The organism is Parablautia sp. Marseille-Q6255 (assembly GCF_951230155.1).
Taxonomy (GTDB): Bacteria; Bacillota; Clostridia; order Lachnospirales; family Lachnospiraceae; genus Choladousia.
This window is the reverse complement of the sequence record NZ_CATNVD010000015.1, coordinates 114,473-131,379: the sequence shown is the minus strand read 5'-3', so window position 1 is coordinate 131,379 and position 16,907 is coordinate 114,473. Positions and strand designations below refer to the sequence as shown.

17 protein-coding genes are annotated in these 16,907 nt (G+C 49.3%); 16 read left to right on the top strand and 1 reads right to left on the bottom strand.

The genetic code is table 11. From position 1 onward, the window contains the following. Positions 1-372 precede the first annotated feature (372 nt). The 6 genes from QOX44_RS12985 (at position 373) to QOX44_RS12960 (ending at position 6,529) form a co-directional block, all read left to right on the top strand. Positions 373-2,286 (top strand): beta-glucoside-specific PTS transporter subunit IIABC, encoded by a 1,914-nt coding sequence (locus tag QOX44_RS12985; RefSeq protein ID WP_283683583.1) that lies wholly within the window; start codon positions 373-375, stop codon positions 2,284-2,286. Positions 2,287-2,321: 35 nt separating this feature from the next. Beyond that, positions 2,322-3,737: a glycoside hydrolase family 1 protein gene (locus QOX44_RS12980; RefSeq protein ID WP_283683582.1), complete on the top strand. Its 1,416-nt coding sequence runs from the start codon at positions 2,322-2,324 to the stop codon at positions 3,735-3,737. A 42-nt stretch (positions 3,738-3,779) separates the two neighbouring features. Beyond that, the gene (locus tag QOX44_RS12975) at positions 3,780-4,628 is read left to right on the top strand and encodes a PRD domain-containing protein (protein ID WP_283683581.1); all 849 of its coding nucleotides are present in this window, start codon (positions 3,780-3,782) and stop codon (positions 4,626-4,628) included. 201 nt (positions 4,629-4,829) lie between these two features. Next, positions 4,830-5,402 carry a 16S rRNA (guanine(966)-N(2))-methyltransferase RsmD gene (gene rsmD / locus QOX44_RS12970; RefSeq protein ID WP_283683579.1) on the top strand — a complete coding sequence of 191 codons (573 nt, stop codon included), beginning with the start codon at positions 4,830-4,832 and terminating at the stop codon, positions 5,400-5,402. Then, a complete protein-coding gene (coaD, locus tag QOX44_RS12965) occupies positions 5,399-5,905 on the top strand; it encodes a pantetheine-phosphate adenylyltransferase (protein ID WP_283683577.1) in 507 nt (168 codons plus the stop codon). The genes rsmD and coaD overlap by 4 nt, the downstream gene beginning before the upstream one ends. 27 nt (positions 5,906-5,932) lie before the next feature. Then, a complete protein-coding gene (locus QOX44_RS12960) occupies positions 5,933-6,529 on the top strand; it encodes an ATPase (protein WP_283683575.1) in 597 nt (198 codons plus the stop codon). Here the strand turns inward: QOX44_RS12960 and QOX44_RS12955 are convergent. Further along, on the bottom strand, positions 6,500-7,489 hold the full coding sequence (locus QOX44_RS12955) for a hypothetical protein (protein ID WP_283683573.1): 990 nt from the start codon (positions 7,487-7,489) through the stop codon (positions 6,500-6,502). The genes QOX44_RS12960 and QOX44_RS12955 overlap by 30 nt on opposite strands. Before the next feature lie 120 nt (positions 7,490-7,609). Between QOX44_RS12955 and QOX44_RS12950 the strand changes: the two genes are divergently transcribed. The 10 genes from QOX44_RS12950 to hisG all read left to right on the top strand — a co-directional run bounded on the left by QOX44_RS12950 (position 7,610) and on the right by hisG (position 16,906). Then, complete coding sequence (locus tag QOX44_RS12950; protein WP_283683572.1) at positions 7,610-8,512, top strand: M23 family metallopeptidase; 903 nt, start codon at positions 7,610-7,612, stop codon at positions 8,510-8,512. Between the two features lie 93 nt (positions 8,513-8,605). Beyond that, on the top strand, positions 8,606-9,421 hold the full coding sequence (locus tag QOX44_RS12945) for a GTP pyrophosphokinase (RefSeq protein ID WP_283683569.1): 816 nt from the start codon (positions 8,606-8,608) through the stop codon (positions 9,419-9,421). Next, the gene (locus tag QOX44_RS12940; protein ID WP_331488400.1) at positions 9,422-10,180 is read left to right on the top strand and encodes a pseudouridine synthase; all 759 of its coding nucleotides are present in this window, start codon (positions 9,422-9,424) and stop codon (positions 10,178-10,180) included. Beyond that, on the top strand, positions 10,174-10,842 hold the full coding sequence (locus QOX44_RS12935) for an HAD family hydrolase (protein ID WP_283683568.1): 669 nt from the start codon (positions 10,174-10,176) through the stop codon (positions 10,840-10,842). Before QOX44_RS12940 ends, QOX44_RS12935 begins: the two co-directional genes overlap by 7 nt. Then, complete coding sequence (locus QOX44_RS12930) at positions 10,839-12,713, top strand: YgiQ family radical SAM protein (protein ID WP_283683566.1); 1,875 nt, start codon at positions 10,839-10,841, stop codon at positions 12,711-12,713. Before QOX44_RS12935 ends, QOX44_RS12930 begins: the two co-directional genes overlap by 4 nt. A gap of 29 nt (positions 12,714-12,742) precedes the next feature. Next, positions 12,743-13,351, top strand: a complete 609-nt coding sequence (locus QOX44_RS12925) for a hypothetical protein (RefSeq protein ID WP_283683565.1) — start codon at positions 12,743-12,745, stop codon at positions 13,349-13,351. Positions 13,352-13,368: 17 nt separating this feature from the next. Continuing rightward, positions 13,369-14,397 carry an RluA family pseudouridine synthase gene (locus tag QOX44_RS12920; protein ID WP_283683562.1) on the top strand — a complete coding sequence of 343 codons (1,029 nt, stop codon included), beginning with the start codon at positions 13,369-13,371 and terminating at the stop codon, positions 14,395-14,397. Between the two features lie 2 nt (positions 14,398-14,399). Next, entirely contained in the window at positions 14,400-14,933 is a 534-nt protein-coding gene (locus tag QOX44_RS12915; RefSeq protein WP_283683561.1) for a Holliday junction resolvase RecU, read from the top strand. A 117-nt stretch (positions 14,934-15,050) separates the two neighbouring features. Further along, positions 15,051-16,223 carry an ATP phosphoribosyltransferase regulatory subunit gene (gene hisZ, locus QOX44_RS12910; RefSeq protein ID WP_283683560.1) on the top strand — a complete coding sequence of 391 codons (1,173 nt, stop codon included), beginning with the start codon at positions 15,051-15,053 and terminating at the stop codon, positions 16,221-16,223. 23 nt (positions 16,224-16,246) lie between these two features. After that, a complete protein-coding gene (hisG, locus tag QOX44_RS12905) occupies positions 16,247-16,906 on the top strand; it encodes an ATP phosphoribosyltransferase (protein ID WP_283683559.1) in 660 nt (219 codons plus the stop codon). Position 16,907 lies beyond the last annotated feature (1 nt).

The window sequence follows — 16,907 nt, the reverse complement described above, 5'->3', positions numbered from 1 at the left end:
TGGATGAGGTCAGCTTCCGCTGCGAGTGAAATGGAGCGGGTGCGTTAGCAGAGTTGCCTGTATCCTGAACGGGCGTATGATAAATCATGTATGAAAAAATTTGCCAACGATTACTTGACAGTAACAATATAGAAAAACACGACATTTCAGCCTTGAATTTTTTACGAATATATGCTATAGTCTTTCCATCAAGTAAATATGTAACGACGTGTTACTGGTAATGCAGGCAAGATCGGATTGAAATGAACAAAGACATACGCAGTCTTTGTACGTTGTTTCAGTTTGATCTTTTTTTGTTGTATCAGGACATCCGTACATATTTTATGGTTCTGGCCGGAACACCATATGATAAAAGGTAAAGGAGAAAAGAGCATGGATTATGGTAGAATTGCTGCCGATATTTTAAAGCATGTCGGCGGGAAAGAAAATATCCAAAACGTTACGCACTGCTTCACAAGACTGCGTTTCGTTTTAAAGGATGAGAGTAAGGCAAACAAAGAAGTGGTAGAACACCTGGAGGGCGTGATCTCTGTTGTGATCGCAGGCGGACAGTTCCAGGTCGTATGCGGGGCAAAGGTAACAAAGATCTACGATGAGGTCGTAAAGCAGATCGGGGAGGTTAAAGTCGCACAGGAGAAAAGAAGTCAGAAATTCAGCATGAATCTTGTCCTCCAGAAGATTTCTGAGATCTTTACTCCACTCGTACCGGCGATCGCTGCAGCAGGTCTGATCAAAGGGCTTCTGTCTGCATGTGCAAGGCTGCCGATGTTTGATGCATTTACAGCGACAAGCACCTATACGATCCTGAATACAGCCAGCAACATCATTTTTTATTTCATGCCGATCTTCCTTGCATATACAGCTGCAAAGGCGCTGAAGTGCAATGAGATTATCGCGATGGTGCTGGGAGCATTTCTGTGCCATCCGGCTATTGACGCGCTGGTGCAGGATGTGGCAACGCCGTCCACGATCTTTGGATTACCTGTGATCAAGCAGGCGTTTACGATCGGAGAACAGACAAAGGTCTTTAGCTATACGGAATCGGTGATCCCGATCATACTGGCAGTGATCATACTGTGTTTCCTTGAAAAGGGTCTGAAGAAGATCGTACCGGAAATTTTACAGATCATCCTGGTACCAGGTATCTCTTTGATCGTTATGGTTCCGATCGTTCTTGTGGTCGTGGGGCCGGTAGGCATTTACGTCGGTTTCCTGGTGCAGTGGCTGTATCAGGCGCTGTATTCCTTTAGCCCGCTGCTTGGGGGTACGATCGTCGGCGGTCTGTGGGGCGTATTCGTTATTTTTGGTGCGCACCGTGCGCTGCTTCCCATTGGCTTAAATGACGTGGCGATCTCCGGTACAAACACACTGATGTGCTTTGCAGGCGCAGCCAACTTTTCACAGGCAGGTGCGGCGCTTGGCGTAACGCTGAAATCCAGAAGTGCTGAGACAAAACAGGTTGCAGGCGCGGGCGCTCTGTCTGCGTTTCTTGTCGGAGTGACAGAGCCTGCCATTTATGGCTGTAATCTTCGCCTGAAACGTCCGATGATCTGTGCAGTCATCGCAGGTGCGCTCGGCGGTGCGATCATGGGTATTGGAAACGCAGTAAACACTGGTTTTGCAAATAATGGTATTTTGACGATCATGTCCTACTATGGTGAGAGTACAAGCCTCGGGCAGTTTGCTTCTTATCTGATCGGTATCGCAGTCGCGTTCTTCGGAGCCGCAATCCTTACTTATCTTGTCGGTTTTGAAGAAGTAGTGCCAGAAGCTGAGGCATCCGGATCCGCGCCGGAGTCTCTGCCTGACGAAGTGGAGGAAGGAAAGGCTGATATCAGAATATGTTCCCCTGCAACGGGAAAGGCAGTTTCCTTAAAGGAGACTTCAGATGAAGTATTTTCTTCAGAGGCGCTGGGCAAGGGTATCGCCGTCATTCCCTCGAAAGGAGAGATCATCGCTCCGGCAGATGGTACGCTGGCGGTGCTTTATCCGACGCTTCACGCACTGGGGCTGGTGCTGGATAATGGAGTCGAGCTGCTGATCCATATCGGAATCAATACTGTAGAACTTGAAGGAGAAGGCTTCCATAAGTACGCAGAGCAGGGAGCGCGCGTGAAAAAGGGAGACCGTCTCGTAAGTTTTGACCTTGACACGTTAACGGCAAAAGGATATGATTCGACTGTTATGGTCGTTGTTTCGAATACAGATACCTTTGCAGGCGTGACAGGAGTACCGGCGCAGCATGCGGATAGCACAACGGATATCATCAGGATCAAAAAGCAGTGAACAGATCAGGTAACATATCATGAAAGGAGAACTATATGAAAAAAGGGTTTCCAGAAACATTTCTCTGGGGCGCAGCATCCTCTGCGTTCCAGATAGAGGGAGGCTGGGATGAAGATGGGAAGGGGATGACTGTTGCGGATTTTAATTCCTTCAAGCGTTCAGACCGTCAGGCAGACAGCCGCGTTGCAAGCGATTTTTATCACCACTGGAAAGAGGATATTGCCCTGATGAAGGAGCTCGGTCTGAAAACCTACCGTTTTTCCATCTCCTGGGCGCGTATTATCCCGGACGGTGACGGAGCGGTCAATCCAAAAGGGATTGCCTTTTACAATCAGGTGATCGATGAGCTGCTTGCCAATGATATTATTCCGTTTGTCACGCTGTATCATTTTGATCTGCCCTATGCGCTTGTGAAAAAGTATAACGGATGGGAAGCGCGCGCATGTGCGTATGCTTTTGAACGGTATGCAAGAGTATGCTTTGAAGCGTTTGGCGACCGTGTCAAATGGTGGCTTGTGCATAATGAACAGAACCTGATGATCCGCGTGGATGAGCGTATGAATATCAATGAACCGGATCCGTGGAAGGCTGATAAGATCCGCGCTCAGATGGACTACCATATGTTCCTCGCGCACGCACTTGCAGTCAATGCCTGCCATGAGATCGTAGAAGGCGGCAGGATCGCTCCGGCAGTCTCTTCGACCTGTACGTATCCGCTGACAAACAAACCTGAGGATGTGTGGGCGGCAAAGATGAATGACTGGTTTAAGACAAATTACTGTCTGGATATGCACTATTACGGAGCGTATCCGGGATATTATATGCGCTACCTGCAGGAGCGCGATATTGTTCCGGTCATGGAAGAAGGGGATGCCGCACTTTTAAAGAGCGCAAAGATGGATTTCATTGCACTGAATTATTACAGGACACTTTGCGCAAGCTATCTCCCGGCAGATGAAGATCATCCGGTCGGTATGCGGGTATACCGCGGGAATGAAGTGGATTTTGACCAGTACGGCTATTGCCGGGATGAACGCAATACAAACCTCAAGGCGAGTGAGTATGGCGCTCAGATCGATCCGATGGGCCTTCGGATCGTACTAAATGAGTATTATGCGCGGTATCATCTGCCACTTATCATTACAGAAAACGGGCTTGGGACGCCGGATGTGCTGACTGGCGATGGAAGAGTGCATGACGATTACCGTATTGACTATATTAAGGGACATCTGGAGGCGATGGAGCTTGCGATGGAGGACGGTGTAGATCTGATGGGATACTGCCCGTGGTCCGTGATCGACCTGTTAAGCTCTCACCAGGGCTTTCGCAAACGCTATGGCTTTGTCTATGTCAATCGGGAAGATATGGACCTTAAAGATCTTGGCCGTATAAAAAAGGACAGCTTTTACTGGTATCAGAACGTGATACGTACGAACGGCGAGGAGCGCTGATACAGCCCACAGGAAAGGCAGCCATGCTACAGGAGGAGAATCATGCGGGTGATAAAAGTACTGAATAACTCGCTGGTGCTTGCACTGGATGAAAACGGTACAGAAACAATACTGATGGGAAAAGGGATCGGTTTTCATAAGGCAGTCGGATATGAATTTCGAAGCGAAGAGGTAGAAAAGGTATTTGTATTAAAGGACCGGTCTGTTTCCCGCAGTATTATCCGGCTGGCTGCGGAGACAGACAGCGTATATTTTGAGATATGCAAAAGTGTGGTAGATTATGCCGTAAAGGAGTTTCAGATGAAGCTTCTGGATCATATTTATCTTTCTCTGACAGACCATCTGGCCTTTGCTGCCAGGCGGGCGGGGGAGGGGATCATGGTGCCGAACTTCTATACCATGGATATGCAGCGCTTTAATCCAAATGAGTATCAGGTCGGATTGTATGCGCTGGAGCTGATGCGCACTCAGGTCGGCGTGGAGATGCCGGAGGATGAAGCCGGAAATATTGCATTCCATTTTATCAATGCGCAGATCGACCATCCATATAATGAAAAAAACAGGCGGATCAATCAGCTTGCGGACAGCGTGCTTGATATTGTAAAGTATTACTATCAGCTGATCTATGATGAGGAGAGCATTACCTACTCCCGTTTTGTCACTCACGTACGTCTGTTTGCACAGCGCATTGTGTCCGGGAATCAGCTGCCGGAAGAAACTTCCCGGCTCATTTATGATCAGATCGCCCCGGTGTGCACATCAGAGTTTACCTGTGTGGACCGGATCGGAAAATTTGTGCAGGAGAGATTTCAGACTCCGCTTACCAGACAGGAGGCTTTGTATCTGGCCCTGCACATTCACAGAGTCCTGGAAGCAGGGCGAAAACAATAAAAAGGAGCTGCAGCAAAGGATCCCGTATCCGGGAAATCTGGCTGCAGCTTTTTGGATATCGGCCGGGCAGTGTGGTCATCCCTTCCGAAGAAGCGCGGATCCCGGTGTATGTTTTGCGTCTGACGAACATTTGTTTGGTATTGACAGCGGCTTCGTAACTATTTATAATAATTCAGAATAATTATAATACAAGGATAAGTTATGAGAGTAATAGCAGGAAAAGCGCGGAGACTTCCGCTGAAAACGATTGACGGACTGGATACGCGTCCGACAACAGACCGTATTAAAGAAACACTGTTTAATATCTTGCAGAACGATCTGTGCGGCATCCGTTTCCTTGATGTATTTGCAGGAAGCGGCGGAATCGGGATCGAGGCATTAAGCCGCGGCGCCAGCCAGGCAGTGTTTATCGAGCAGTCCCGCCGTGCGGCAGACTGCATACGCGAAAACCTTGCATTTACCCGTCTGGACGGACAGGCTACAGTGATGCAAAGTGAAGTAATGGCAGCTCTTTCACGGCTGGAGGGAACAGCGCCGTTTGGTATTATTTATATGGACCCGCCCTATGGGAAAGGACTGGAAAGAGGTGTGCTGGAATACCTCGCCTCTCATTCGCCCTCCTATATAGATAAAGATACCATGATCATTCTGGAAACATCACTGGATACAGACATTTCTTACGCTTCAGAGCTTGGATTTGTGGTGCGCCGTATAAAGGAGTACAAGACAAATATGCATATCTTTTTCGGGTTGCAGGAACAGGAGAACATATGAAACGTGCAGTCTATCCGGGCAGCTTTGACCCGGTGACAAAAGGACATCTCGACATCATTGAGCGGGCGGCTGCGATCGTGGATGAACTGATCGTGGGCGTTCTGAATAATAATGAAAAAACCCCGTTGTTTTCTGTTGAAGAACGTGTTAATATGTTAAAGGATGTTACGGTACATATTCCGAATGTCCGGATTGAAGCATTTTCCGGTTTATCGGTTGAGTTTGTCAGAAAATGCAACGCATCCTTTCTGGTGCGCGGGCTGCGGGCAGTCACAGATTTTGAGTATGAGCTTCAGATGGCTCAGACCAACCGCAGTATCGACCGAAATGTAGATACGCTGTTTTTTACGACTGAGCTTAAATACGCATACATCAGTTCTACGATCGTCAAGGAGGTTGCCTGCTATGGCGGAGATATTTCCGGTTTTGTACCGGCTCCGGTTGCAGAGCGCGTTTACGATAAGATTTCACTGAAAACCAGGGGGAACAGATCAGAAGTATAAATAATGAAAGGGTAAGGAGAGAATATTATGAGCAGCAGGATTGAGCAGATCATTGAAGAAATCGAAGAATTTATTGACAGCTGTAAATTTCAGCCGCTTTCTTCTACAAAGATCGTGGTAAATAAAGAAGAGCTGGAGGAACTCCTTCGCGAACTGCGGATGAAGACACCGGACGAGATCAAGCGTTATCAGAAGATCATCAGCAATAAGGATGCGATCCTTGAGGACGCTCAGACGAAGGCAGACAACATCATTGCAGAGGCGCAGGCACAGGCACAGAAGATCGTCAGCGAGAGCGAAGTGATGCAGGTGGCGCTGCAGCAGTCCAATCAGCTGATCGAGCAGACGAACGCGCAGGCGCAGGAGATCATGGACAAGGCTACCGAGGACTCCAACAGCATCCGCATGAATGCGATCCGCTACACAGATGAGATGCTGGAGAATCTGGAAAAGATCATGAGCCACACGATCGATGCCGCAGGCTCCAAATACAATAATTTCATCAATTCGATCCAGTCCTGCTACGATATCGTCAGCAAAAACAGATCTGAGCTTTCTCCGCAGGCAGCTCCGTCCAGCTATGCTCCGGAATTCTCAGAGGAGTCCACGCAGGAAGAAGCATAAAGTACATACAGACAGCAGAAGTGAGAGCAGGGTAATCATTACCCTGCTTTTTATATAGTATTTCGCCAGATCTTTATCAAAGCCCGCTATGGCCGCAGTCTGCGCGATCGCGGACCAGCCGCCGAAGGCGCATATCCCGCACAGCAGTACATATTTCCATGACAGAGCGAGAGAGCTTTCACAGATCAGAGCGATCCCGCCTGTCACCTCGATGCTGGCTCTTACCAGAAGCGGAAAAAGTCCGGTATCTCTCCAGAAAAATGCCAGCGCACTGCCTGCCATCGAAAATACCATGATGCACACGCCAAGCTTTACAATGCTTTGCACGGCATCACAGATCACATGGTCGATAAGGTCAAACAGCGGCGGGACGTCATCTGCACGCCGGTCATCGGGCTGCGCAGGAGTCTGTCTATCAGAAGCACCGTTGCTGCAAAGGTTCTTCGGCTGTTTTTCTGAGGCGGGAGCGGTAAGGATCCCATAGATCAGCGCAGCTCCCAGGACATCCAGAAGAAACCATACGCCAAGCTGCGGATTTTGCAGCTGCTGCGCACTCAGAAAAGAGAGAAGAAAGACCGGACTTAAATTATTGACAAAGCCTGTCAGATGCCTTGCCGAGACACGGCTGATCTTTTGCGAATGAAACAGATCGGCAGTCACCTTTGCTCCCATAGGAAGGCCGCAGAGAAAGCCGGTAAGCACAGCAAAGCTTCCCTCCTGCGAGCAGTGAAACAGCCGCCCGGACAGTCTTTGGAGAAAGGACGGCAGGCAGTTTACTACTCCAAGACGCAGCATAGCGCCGCTTAACAGCATAAATGGAAACAGTACGGGAAGTACATTGCGGTACCACAGGAGAAGGCCATCGCGCGCACCGGATAAGGCCGGAGCAGGGAACAACAGCAGATACAAAAAGATCAGAGAAAAAAGAAGCAAACGGATATATTTTTTATGTTTCGGCATAGCTGTCCTCCGCAGGGGCTGTCACTGCAATCTATGTTTTTAACGGGAGCATTATGACGGGATTCTATTTCTGCCTGTCTGCGGATATATTTTGAAGAGAAGATTTTTTTGGAGCGGCAAATGAAACGCAGGGTTTTACATACACTGTTTTTTCTCTTTTTTCTGTTTCTGGTGATCGCACAGTTTTCTTCCGTGATCTGCCAGAAGGAAGCGTCTCGCAGGCTTCTGCGGCTGGATATGCAGGAGGACGGTTTCCGGGCGATGCGTCTGTCAAAACGCAGTCTGGCTGATCTGGAAGCGCTTAGAAGACAGACCGGCATGGAGCTTTCTGATCTGATGACTGTCATCTGCGCACGTCAGGGCATCCGATCTGTCCCCGATCTGCGGACGTGGCGGGCATCTGATTTTATAAAATGGAAACGCCTTCTGCAGGCAGACGGCAGAGAAAGCTACGAAAGAGTACGCGCCGCATATGCGGCAATCTGGGATGACGTCAGGTACTTCCCAGTACAGGCAGAAGGGATCCGGTATGAGAACAGCTGGATGTTCGAGCGCAATTATGGTGGAAAACGAGGGCATGAAGGAACAGATCTGATGCCTCCGGAAAATCTTTCCGGCCATTACCGGATCGTCAGCATGACAGACGGACAGGTGGAGCAGATCGGATGGTTGCCAAAAGGCGGCTTTCGGATTGGAATACGCAGTCCTTCAGGGGGCTACTATTATTATGCGCATCTGGATTCCTACAGCCGTGATTTCCACATTGGAGATGAGGTGCGCGCCGGTATGGAGCTTGGCACGATGGGAGATACCGGATACGGTCCGGCAGGAACACGCGGAAAATTTGATGTGCATCTGCATCTGGGAATCTATATCAGGACGGCACAGCAGGAGGAACTCAGCATAAATCCCTACTGGGTGTTGCGTTATCTGGAGCTTTCGAGGCGTTCTGCCGGGGAATCCGCTGCGATGCGCCACCGTACGACAAAAGGTGTCATTGCAAGTTGTTCTGGGATATGTTAGAATAAGAAAATGCAGATTTGCAGTAGTAAACTGTGTGTTTTCTCAGCAGCAAATGCAGCGATCCTGGTATAACAGACATCGCGGGAGGTTATTATGGAAGTACAGTTATGGCGCGAGATATTGACACCATATGATCTGGCAGTAAAGGAGCTTATCGTCAAATTTGAGCATCTGATTTATGAGCACAGAAGTCAGGGACTCTATTCTCCGATTGAGCAGGTATCGGGGCGGGTAAAGACCGTTGCCAGTATTTTGGATAAAGCACAGAAGAAAAACATACCGGTCGATCAGATCGAGGAGCAGTTTGTTGATATTGCAGGTATCCGCATTATCTGTCAGTTTGTAGAGGACATACGCAAGGTGGTGGAGATCATCCGGCACAGGACAGATATGGAGATCGTCAGTGAGCGGGATTACATCAACCATATGAAAGACAGCGGATACCGCAGTTACCATATCATTGTAGATTATGAAGTACAGGGACTGCACGGCAGCCGGAAAATAAAGGTGGAGATACAGATCCGCACGCTGGCCATGAATTTCTGGTCAACGATCGAGCATTCCCTGCAATACAAATACAAAAAGAACATACCGGATCATATCCGCGAAAAGCTGATGAACGCAGCAAATGCGATCATCGTGCTGGATAATGAGATGTCGTACGTCAGAAGCGAGATCATGGACGTACAGAATTCTTTCCAGCTCCATTCAAGAATTGTCTCCGATATTTTAAATAATATACAGAATCTTTACGGAACGGCAAATGAGCGGGAGGTGCTTAAGATCCAGGATGAGTTTTACCGGATCTATGAGGGAAATGATCTGGATCAGCTCAAACGCTTTAGCAGAGAGCTTGACAGCATTGCAGAAGGATACCGGGTACAGTCAGTCAGTATGGAGGAGCTTTAATTGGCAGATAACGACAGCATGCGTCTGGACAGATTCCTTGCATCAGCAGGGGTCGGCACGCGCAGTGAAGTAAAAAAAATCTTAAAAAGCGGGGCGGTGATGGTCAACGGGATACCCGAAAAGCGGGCAGAAACAAAAATCCATACGCTCTGCGATACGGTGACCTGCCATGGACGCCGCCTTGCCTACGAGCCCTTTGTCGCCCTTATGTTCCACAAGCCTGCAGGCTGCGTGACAGCGACAGAGGATACCAGACACAGGACAGTTATGGATTATATTTCCCATGACAGAAAAAAGGAACTGTTTCCGGTGGGAAGGCTTGATATTGACACAGAGGGACTCCTGCTTGTGATCAATGACGGAGATCTGGCACATCGGATGCTCTCGCCGAAGCATCACGTAGCCAAAACGTATTTTGTCCGCGTCCGGGGAATGCTTTCTTTGGCAGACGCAGATGCTTTTGCCAGGGGGATCGACATCGGTGAGAAAAACCTGACGCTTCCGGCGAAACTGCGCATTCTGTCGGTCGGTGAGACTTCAGAGGCTGAGGTGACCATCTATGAGGGACGCTTTCATCAGGTAAAACGGATGTTTGCCGCATGCGGCCATACGGTTCTTTATCTGAAACGGACCGCAATGGCAGGGATCTGTCTGGATCCGTCACTCGCGCCGGGAGAATGGAGGGCACTTTCAGCAGAAGAGCGCGGCATTCTTGTATCACCTGGCAAAGAGACAGCAGATAAGGGGAAGCTATGTTAGCACATAAAAAAGCAGTGATTTTTGACCTTGATGGAACACTGATGGATTCCATGTGGGTATGGAAGGACATTGACATTGAATATCTCGGACGTTATGGATACGACGTGCCGGACGGATTGCAAAAAGAGATTGAAGGAATGAGCTTTACGGAGACAGCCGCGTATTTTAAAGAGCGCTTCGGTATCCGTGATTCGCTCGAGGAAATAAAAAAAGAATGGAACCGCATGGCCTATGATAAATACGCGCATGAGGTTTTGCCAAAGCCGGGCGCAGCAGCTTTTTTAAAAATGCTCAGACAGCGGGGGATACGGACTGCGATCGCAAGCAGCAACAGCCGGGAGCTGATCCTTGCCAGTCTCCGGTCAAACGGTATCGTACAGGATTTTGACTGCATCCTGACCGCCTGTGAGGTCGCAAAGGGCAAGCCCGCTCCCGACATCTATCTGAGTGCGGCCAGGACTCTTGGGGTAACGCCTCAGGAGACTCTTGTATTTGAGGACGTGCCGATGGGGATCCTTGCCGGAAAAGCTGCCGGGATGAAGGTGTGCGCAGTGGAAGATGACGATGCGAAGGATCAGCTGGCGCAGATCCGGAGTCTGGCAGATTATTATATCAGATCCTACGATGACATTCAGGATCAGACCTATGAGGAGCTTTCATGAATAGAAAATTTCTTCCTGTGACCAGACAGGAATTAGAAGAACAGAAGATAGAACAGCTGGATTTTGTTTATGTGACAGGGGATGCCTATGTGGATCATCCCTCATTTGGACATGCGATCATCAGCCGTCTGCTGGAGGCACACGGATATACGGTCGGCATGATCCCACAGCCCGACTGGAGGGATGTACGAAGTGTGCAGGCGCTCGGACGCCCCAGGCTTGGCTTTTTAGTGACGGCGGGGAATATGGATTCTATGGTAAACCATTACTCTGTCTCGAAAAAGCGCCGTCAAAAGGATGCCTATACGCCCGGCGGCCAGATGGGGCACCGTCCGGATTACGCGGCAGTCGTCTACTGCAATCTGATCCGTCAGGCTTATAAAGATGTGCCGATCATTGTGGGCGGGATAGAAGCGAGTCTGAGGCGTCTGGCTCATTACGATTACTGGTCAGATTCCCTGAAGCGGTCTGTGCTGATGGACTGCGGAGCAGATCTGATCTCTTACGGGATGGGAGAGCGCTCGATCGTGGAGATCGCAGACGCACTTCGTGTCGGCATGAACGTCTCAGATATTACGTTTGTTGACGGGACCTGCTATAAGACAAAGCACCTGGAAAATGTCTATGATTATGAGCTGCTGCCGGATTATGAGGAGCTCTGCCGGGATAAGAAAAAATACGCGCAGAGCTTTTATACGCAGTACTGCAATACAGATCCTTTTTCCGGAAAACGTCTGGTGGAGCCCTATCATACGGTATACGTTGTCCAGAATCCGCCTGCAAAACCGCTGACTACGCAGGAGATGGATGATATCTATGATCTGCCGTACTGCCGGACCTACCATCCTATGTATGAGGCATCTGGCGGCATACCGGCGATCGAAGAGGTGAAGTTCAGCCTTGTCAGCAACCGCGGCTGCTTTGGCGGCTGCAATTTCTGTGCTCTGACCTTTCATCAGGGACGGATCATACAGACACGCAGCCATGAGTCGATCTTAAAAGAGGCACAGGAGATGACAGGTGAGCCGGATTTTAAGGGATACATCCACGATGTAGGCGGACCTACCGCGAACTTCCGTCAGCCCTCCTGCGAAAAGCAGCTCACGCACGGAGTATGCCGGAACCGGCAGTGCCTGTTTCCAAAGCCATGCCGGAACCTGCGCGTCGATCACAGTGATTATGTGGCGCTGCTTCGTAAGCTTCGTGTCCTGCCGGGAGTAAAAAAGGTATTTATCCGGTCCGGCATCCGTTTTGATTATCTGCTCTGTGATAAATCTGATACCTTTTTTGAGGAACTCGTAAAATATCATATCAGCGGTCAGCTCAAAGTGGCTCCGGAGCACGTTGCCGATCCGGTCCTGCTGATGATGGGAAAGCCGGAGCACCGCGTCTATGAAAGCTTTACAAAAAAGTACCGGCAGATGAACGAAGCCTGTGGAATGAAGCAGTACCTGGTTCCGTATCTGATGTCTTCTCATCCGGGATGCACGATGAAGGAAGCCGTAGAGCTTGCATGCTATTTAAAGGGGCTTGGCTATATGCCGGAGCAGGTACAGGACTTTTATCCGACTCCGTCTACGATCTCTACCTGCATGTACTACACAGGTCTTGATCCGAGGACAATGAAGGCGGTATATGTAGAAAAGAACCCGCACCGCAAGGCGATGCAGCGGGCACTGATCCAGTACAGAAAACCGGAAAACTATCATCTGGTAATGGAGGCACTCTGCGAGACAGGGCGAAAGGATCTGATCGGATTTGGACCATCCTGTCTGATCCGTCCGCGTACGAAAACGCGCGCAGGCGGCAATCGCAAAGCGCCTGCAAAAAAGAAAACGATCCGCAATATTCATAAGAAAAAGCAGCCATAAAAGAGCATGTGGCAATAGAGGATAACGATATGAAAAAAGTTAAAAAAGGAACTTACGGTTATATAAAATATCAAAAAAAGAAGACCTTTCTGATCACCTTTATCTTGTTTTTGATCCCGCTGGTGATCTATGCGACCGGATATATCCAGACAAAAACGAGGCTGAACCTGCTTACCGTCGTGGCGATCCTCGGCTGTCTGCCGGCATGTAAATCCCTGGTAGGACTGATCATGATCATGATGCAAAAGCCTGTCCCGCAGCCCGTATACGAGGAATTAAAGGCAGCAAACAAAGACCTCACTGCCGGATATGAGCTTGTATTCACGGCGTATGAGCATACAACGCCGGTCAACGCGCTGATCATCTGCGGAGATCAGCTCGTCTGCTACACACCGGATCAAAAGACAGATGCAGCTTATCTGGAAAAGCACATTTCAAAGATCATGACGATCAATGGCTTTGCCTCTGTACAGGTCAAGGTAATGAAGGATATAAAAAAATATGTGCAGCGTGTTTCGGAAATATACAACAGACAGGAGCATTATCGTGAAGGCATTGAATTTACGCCGGATGAGCAGTATCCGGATCTGTCACGCGAAGAGCTGATTTTCCATACGCTGCTGGCCATCTCACTCTAAGATGAAAGTGTACAGCTATGAAAGAAATCATAATCACTCAAAATGAAGCCGGACAGCGTCTTGACAAACTGCTCTCCAAATATTTAAGAGAGGCCCCTAAAAGCTTTCTTTACAAGATGCTGCGGAAAAAGAATATTACATTAAACGGAAAAAAGGCGCAGGGAAAGGAACAGCTTGCGCCGGGCGACCATATAAAACTGTTTCTTTCGGATGAGACGATCGCCAGATTTCAGGCAGATATGCCTTCCGGCACACAGAGTCAAAAGACCGCGCAAAAAAATGCAGTGCGCAGCCGTCGTATGGAAGGCTGCCGGTATACGCCGGATATCATCTATGAGGATGAGCACATCCTCCTGGTCAACAAGCCCGCCGGACTGCTTTCGCAAAAATCCAGTCCGCAGGACGTATCACTTGTGGAGTACGTAACCGATTATCTGCTTGAGACAGGCTCGCTTACCGATGCGCAGCTTGCACTTTTTCATCCTGCGCTGTGCAACAGACTGGACCGGAATACTTCAGGCATCGTCATTGCCGGAAAAAGTCTGCCCGGGCTGCAGGCGATGAACCGGCTTTTAAAAGAGCGCAGTGTGCGCAAATATTACCGCTGCATCGTAAAGGGCGAGATGTCCGGTTCCCGGCATCTGGAGGGGTATCTTGTAAAGAATGAGCAGACAAATACCGTCTCCGTATCAACGCTGCCGCAGACAAAAGAGGATAAGAAGATAGAGACGCAATATACGGTACTTGCCGTATGCAATGGTCTGTCGCTTTTGGAAGTGCATCTGATCACAGGCCGCAGCCATCAGATACGCGCTCATCTCGCATCGATCGGACATCCGATCCTCGGAGATGCAAAATACGGAGACCCCGTGTGGAACAAAAAATACCGTCTTTCGGATCACGTCCAGTATCAGCTGCTGCATGCCTTTCGTCTGGAATTCCCTGCGCTTGAGGGACAGTTTGCCTATCTGTCAGGGAACGTGTTCTGCGCCCCGATGCCAAAGCTATATACAAAGCTGGTACCTTATCAGGAGAGGAGGGGATAGCTGTGGCGACATGGAGCACAAGAGGACTGCGTGGTTCCACACTTGAGGAACTCATCAACCGTACCAATGAGGTGTATCTGGAAAAGGGACTTGCACTGATACAAAAGGTCCCCACTCCGATCACTCCTATTAAAATAGATAAAGAAAGCCGTCATATCACACTCGCCTATTTTGACAAGAAAAGTACCGTCGATTATATTGGCGCCGTGCAGGGGATCCCTGTCTGCTTTGATGCGAAAGAATGTACAGTGGATACCTTTGCACTGCAGAATATCCATCCGCATCAGGTCGAGTTTATGACGCAGTTTGAGCGGCAGGGCGGTATTGCGTTCCTGCTTTTATTTTTTACAGCGCGCAACGAGCTGTTTTATCTGCCCTACAAAGATATGATGAAGTTCTGGAATCGCGCGGGGCAGGGGGGCAGGAAGAGCTTTCGCTATGCAGAGCTTGACCAGAACTATTATCTGGAGCCGCACGGCGGGATTCTCGTCCCATATCTGGACGCTCTGCAAAAAGATCTTGAGACAAGGGATTGACAAGAACGAGAGAATCTTTTATAATTGCTTCAATCATTTTTATATGGTAGAGAATTATCACTTTACAGTATGAAAGTAAATATTCTCGATGATCCACGAAGGCAGAGGAAATTTATTATGCAGAAAATCTTACATACGCCTGAGGGCGTCCGTGACATTTACAGTACCGAGTGTGAGCAAAAGCTCATACTCCAGGAAAAGCTTCATAACGTGATCCGTTCTTTCGGATATCACGATATAGAGACCCCTACGTTTGAGTATTTTGACGTCTTTGGCCGGGATATCGGCACGATCCCTTCCCGGGAGCTGTTCAAGTTTTTTGACCGGGAGGGGGAAACGCTCGTGCTCCGTCCGGATTTTACCCCGTCTATTGCCAGGGCAGCAGCAAAATATTTTTTAAATGAGGATATGGCGGTACGCCTGACCTATCTGGGCAATACCTTTATCAATAATTCAAGCTATCAGGGCCGGTTAAAAGAAACCACTCAGATCGGCGGAGAACTGATCGGAGATGACAGTGCGGATGCGGATGCAGAAAGTATCGCGCTTACCGTGCAGCTGCTTTTAGCTTCCGGGCTGAAAGATTTCCAGATCAGCATCGGTCACGTCGGCTTTTTCCACGCACTTGCCGCAGAGGCCGGACTGGATGAAGGGCTGACCGCGCAGCTGCAGGAGCTGATCGCAAATAAAAATACCTTTGGCGTACAAAAGCTCCTGTCAGATAAGGAGATCCCCCCGGCGCAAAAGAAAGCATTTTCTTCTTTTACCGGTCTGTTCGGCACACAGGAGATCCTGGCAAAGGCGAGAGAGCTGACTGAAAATGCACAGGCGCTGTCTGCTCTGGACCGGCTGCAGGAGATCTGGGATATCCTTTGCATGTATGGCGTTTCCAAATACGTCTCCTTTGATCTGGGGATGTTGAGCAGCTATATGTATTATACCGGGATCACTTTTCGCGGCTATACCTTTGGGACCGGAGATGCTGTGATAAAGGGCGGGCGATATGACCGACTGCTGCACTGCTTCGGAAAGGATGCTCCCGCAGTCGGGTTTGTCGCAGTTGTCGATGAGCTTTTAAGCGCACTGTCCAGGCAGAAGATCACACAGGAAATCTCCTGCAGCCACTGTATGCTGCTGTATGAGAAGGACCAGCTGTCCGAAGCCGTCACAAAAGCATCCAGTCTGCGCAGCCAGGGGATCGAAGTAGAGCTGGTGCGCATCACAGAAGACAGAACACGCGAAAAGTGCAGGAATTATGCGAAAAACTGTACGCTCGTCGTTGAACTATAAAAATAGTACAGGGAGTCTTGAAAATGGAAAAAGAGACAAGATATCTGACGTTTGCACTGACCAAGGGACGTCTTGCAAAAAAAACAATGGAGCTGTTTGAACAGATCGGGATCTCCTGTGAAGAGATGAAGGATCCGGATTCGCGCAAGCTGATCTTTGTAAATGAAGAACTGAAGCTCCGGTTCTTTCTGGCGAAGGGACCGGATGTGCCGACGTATGTGGAGTACGGAGCCGCCGATATCGGGGTCGTCGGGCGTGATACGATCCAGGAAGAGGGGCGAAAGATCCATGAGGTGCTTGATCTTGGATTTGGAAAATGCCGGATGTGCGTATGCGGGCCGGAATCTGCCAGACAACGCTTAAATGGACAGGAGCTGATCCGCGTGGCAACGAAGTATCCCGGGATCGCCAAGGATTATTTCTATAACCGGAAAAATCAGACGGTGGAGATCATTAAGCTCAATGGCTCCATCGAGCTTGCTCCGATCGTCGGTCTTGCTGAAGTTATTGTAGACATCGTAGAGACAGGTTCCACTTTGCGCGAGAACGGGCTTGTCGTGCTGGAGGAGATCTGTGAACTGTCTGCACGGGTTGTGGTGAATCCCGTAAGTATGCGGATGGAAAATGAGCGGATCACAGGCCTGCTTTCCAGGCTTAATGACGTGATCACACAGGAGGGATAAG

What these genes read in the sequence shown, in the direction of transcription:
- hisZ (WP_283683560.1), top strand. Translation starts at nt 15,051, where the DNA reads ATGCAGAAAATCTTACATACGCCTGAGGGCGTCCGTGACATTTACAGT.
- QOX44_RS12975 (WP_283683581.1), top strand. Translation starts at nt 3,780, where the DNA reads ATGCGGGTGATAAAAGTACTGAATAACTCGCTGGTGCTTGCACTGGAT.
- QOX44_RS12950 (WP_283683572.1), top strand. Translation starts at nt 7,610, where the DNA reads ATGAAACGCAGGGTTTTACATACACTGTTTTTTCTCTTTTTTCTGTTT.
- QOX44_RS12955 (WP_283683573.1), bottom strand. Translation starts at nt 7,489, where the DNA reads ATGCCGAAACATAAAAAATATATCCGTTTGCTTCTTTTTTCTCTGATC.
- QOX44_RS12945 (WP_283683569.1), top strand. Translation starts at nt 8,606, where the DNA reads ATGGAAGTACAGTTATGGCGCGAGATATTGACACCATATGATCTGGCA.
- QOX44_RS12980 (WP_283683582.1), top strand. Translation starts at nt 2,322, where the DNA reads ATGAAAAAAGGGTTTCCAGAAACATTTCTCTGGGGCGCAGCATCCTCT.
- QOX44_RS12960 (WP_283683575.1), top strand. Translation starts at nt 5,933, where the DNA reads ATGAGCAGCAGGATTGAGCAGATCATTGAAGAAATCGAAGAATTTATT.
- QOX44_RS12920 (WP_283683562.1), top strand. Translation starts at nt 13,369, where the DNA reads ATGAAAGAAATCATAATCACTCAAAATGAAGCCGGACAGCGTCTTGAC.
- QOX44_RS12935 (WP_283683568.1), top strand. Translation starts at nt 10,174, where the DNA reads ATGTTAGCACATAAAAAAGCAGTGATTTTTGACCTTGATGGAACACTG.
- hisG (WP_283683559.1), top strand. Translation starts at nt 16,247, where the DNA reads ATGGAAAAAGAGACAAGATATCTGACGTTTGCACTGACCAAGGGACGT.
- QOX44_RS12925 (WP_283683565.1), top strand. Translation starts at nt 12,743, where the DNA reads ATGAAAAAAGTTAAAAAAGGAACTTACGGTTATATAAAATATCAAAAA.
- QOX44_RS12985 (WP_283683583.1), top strand. Translation starts at nt 373, where the DNA reads ATGGATTATGGTAGAATTGCTGCCGATATTTTAAAGCATGTCGGCGGG.
- QOX44_RS12930 (WP_283683566.1), top strand. Translation starts at nt 10,839, where the DNA reads ATGAATAGAAAATTTCTTCCTGTGACCAGACAGGAATTAGAAGAACAG.
- rsmD (WP_283683579.1), top strand. Translation starts at nt 4,830, where the DNA reads ATGAGAGTAATAGCAGGAAAAGCGCGGAGACTTCCGCTGAAAACGATT.
- coaD (WP_283683577.1), top strand. Translation starts at nt 5,399, where the DNA reads ATGAAACGTGCAGTCTATCCGGGCAGCTTTGACCCGGTGACAAAAGGA.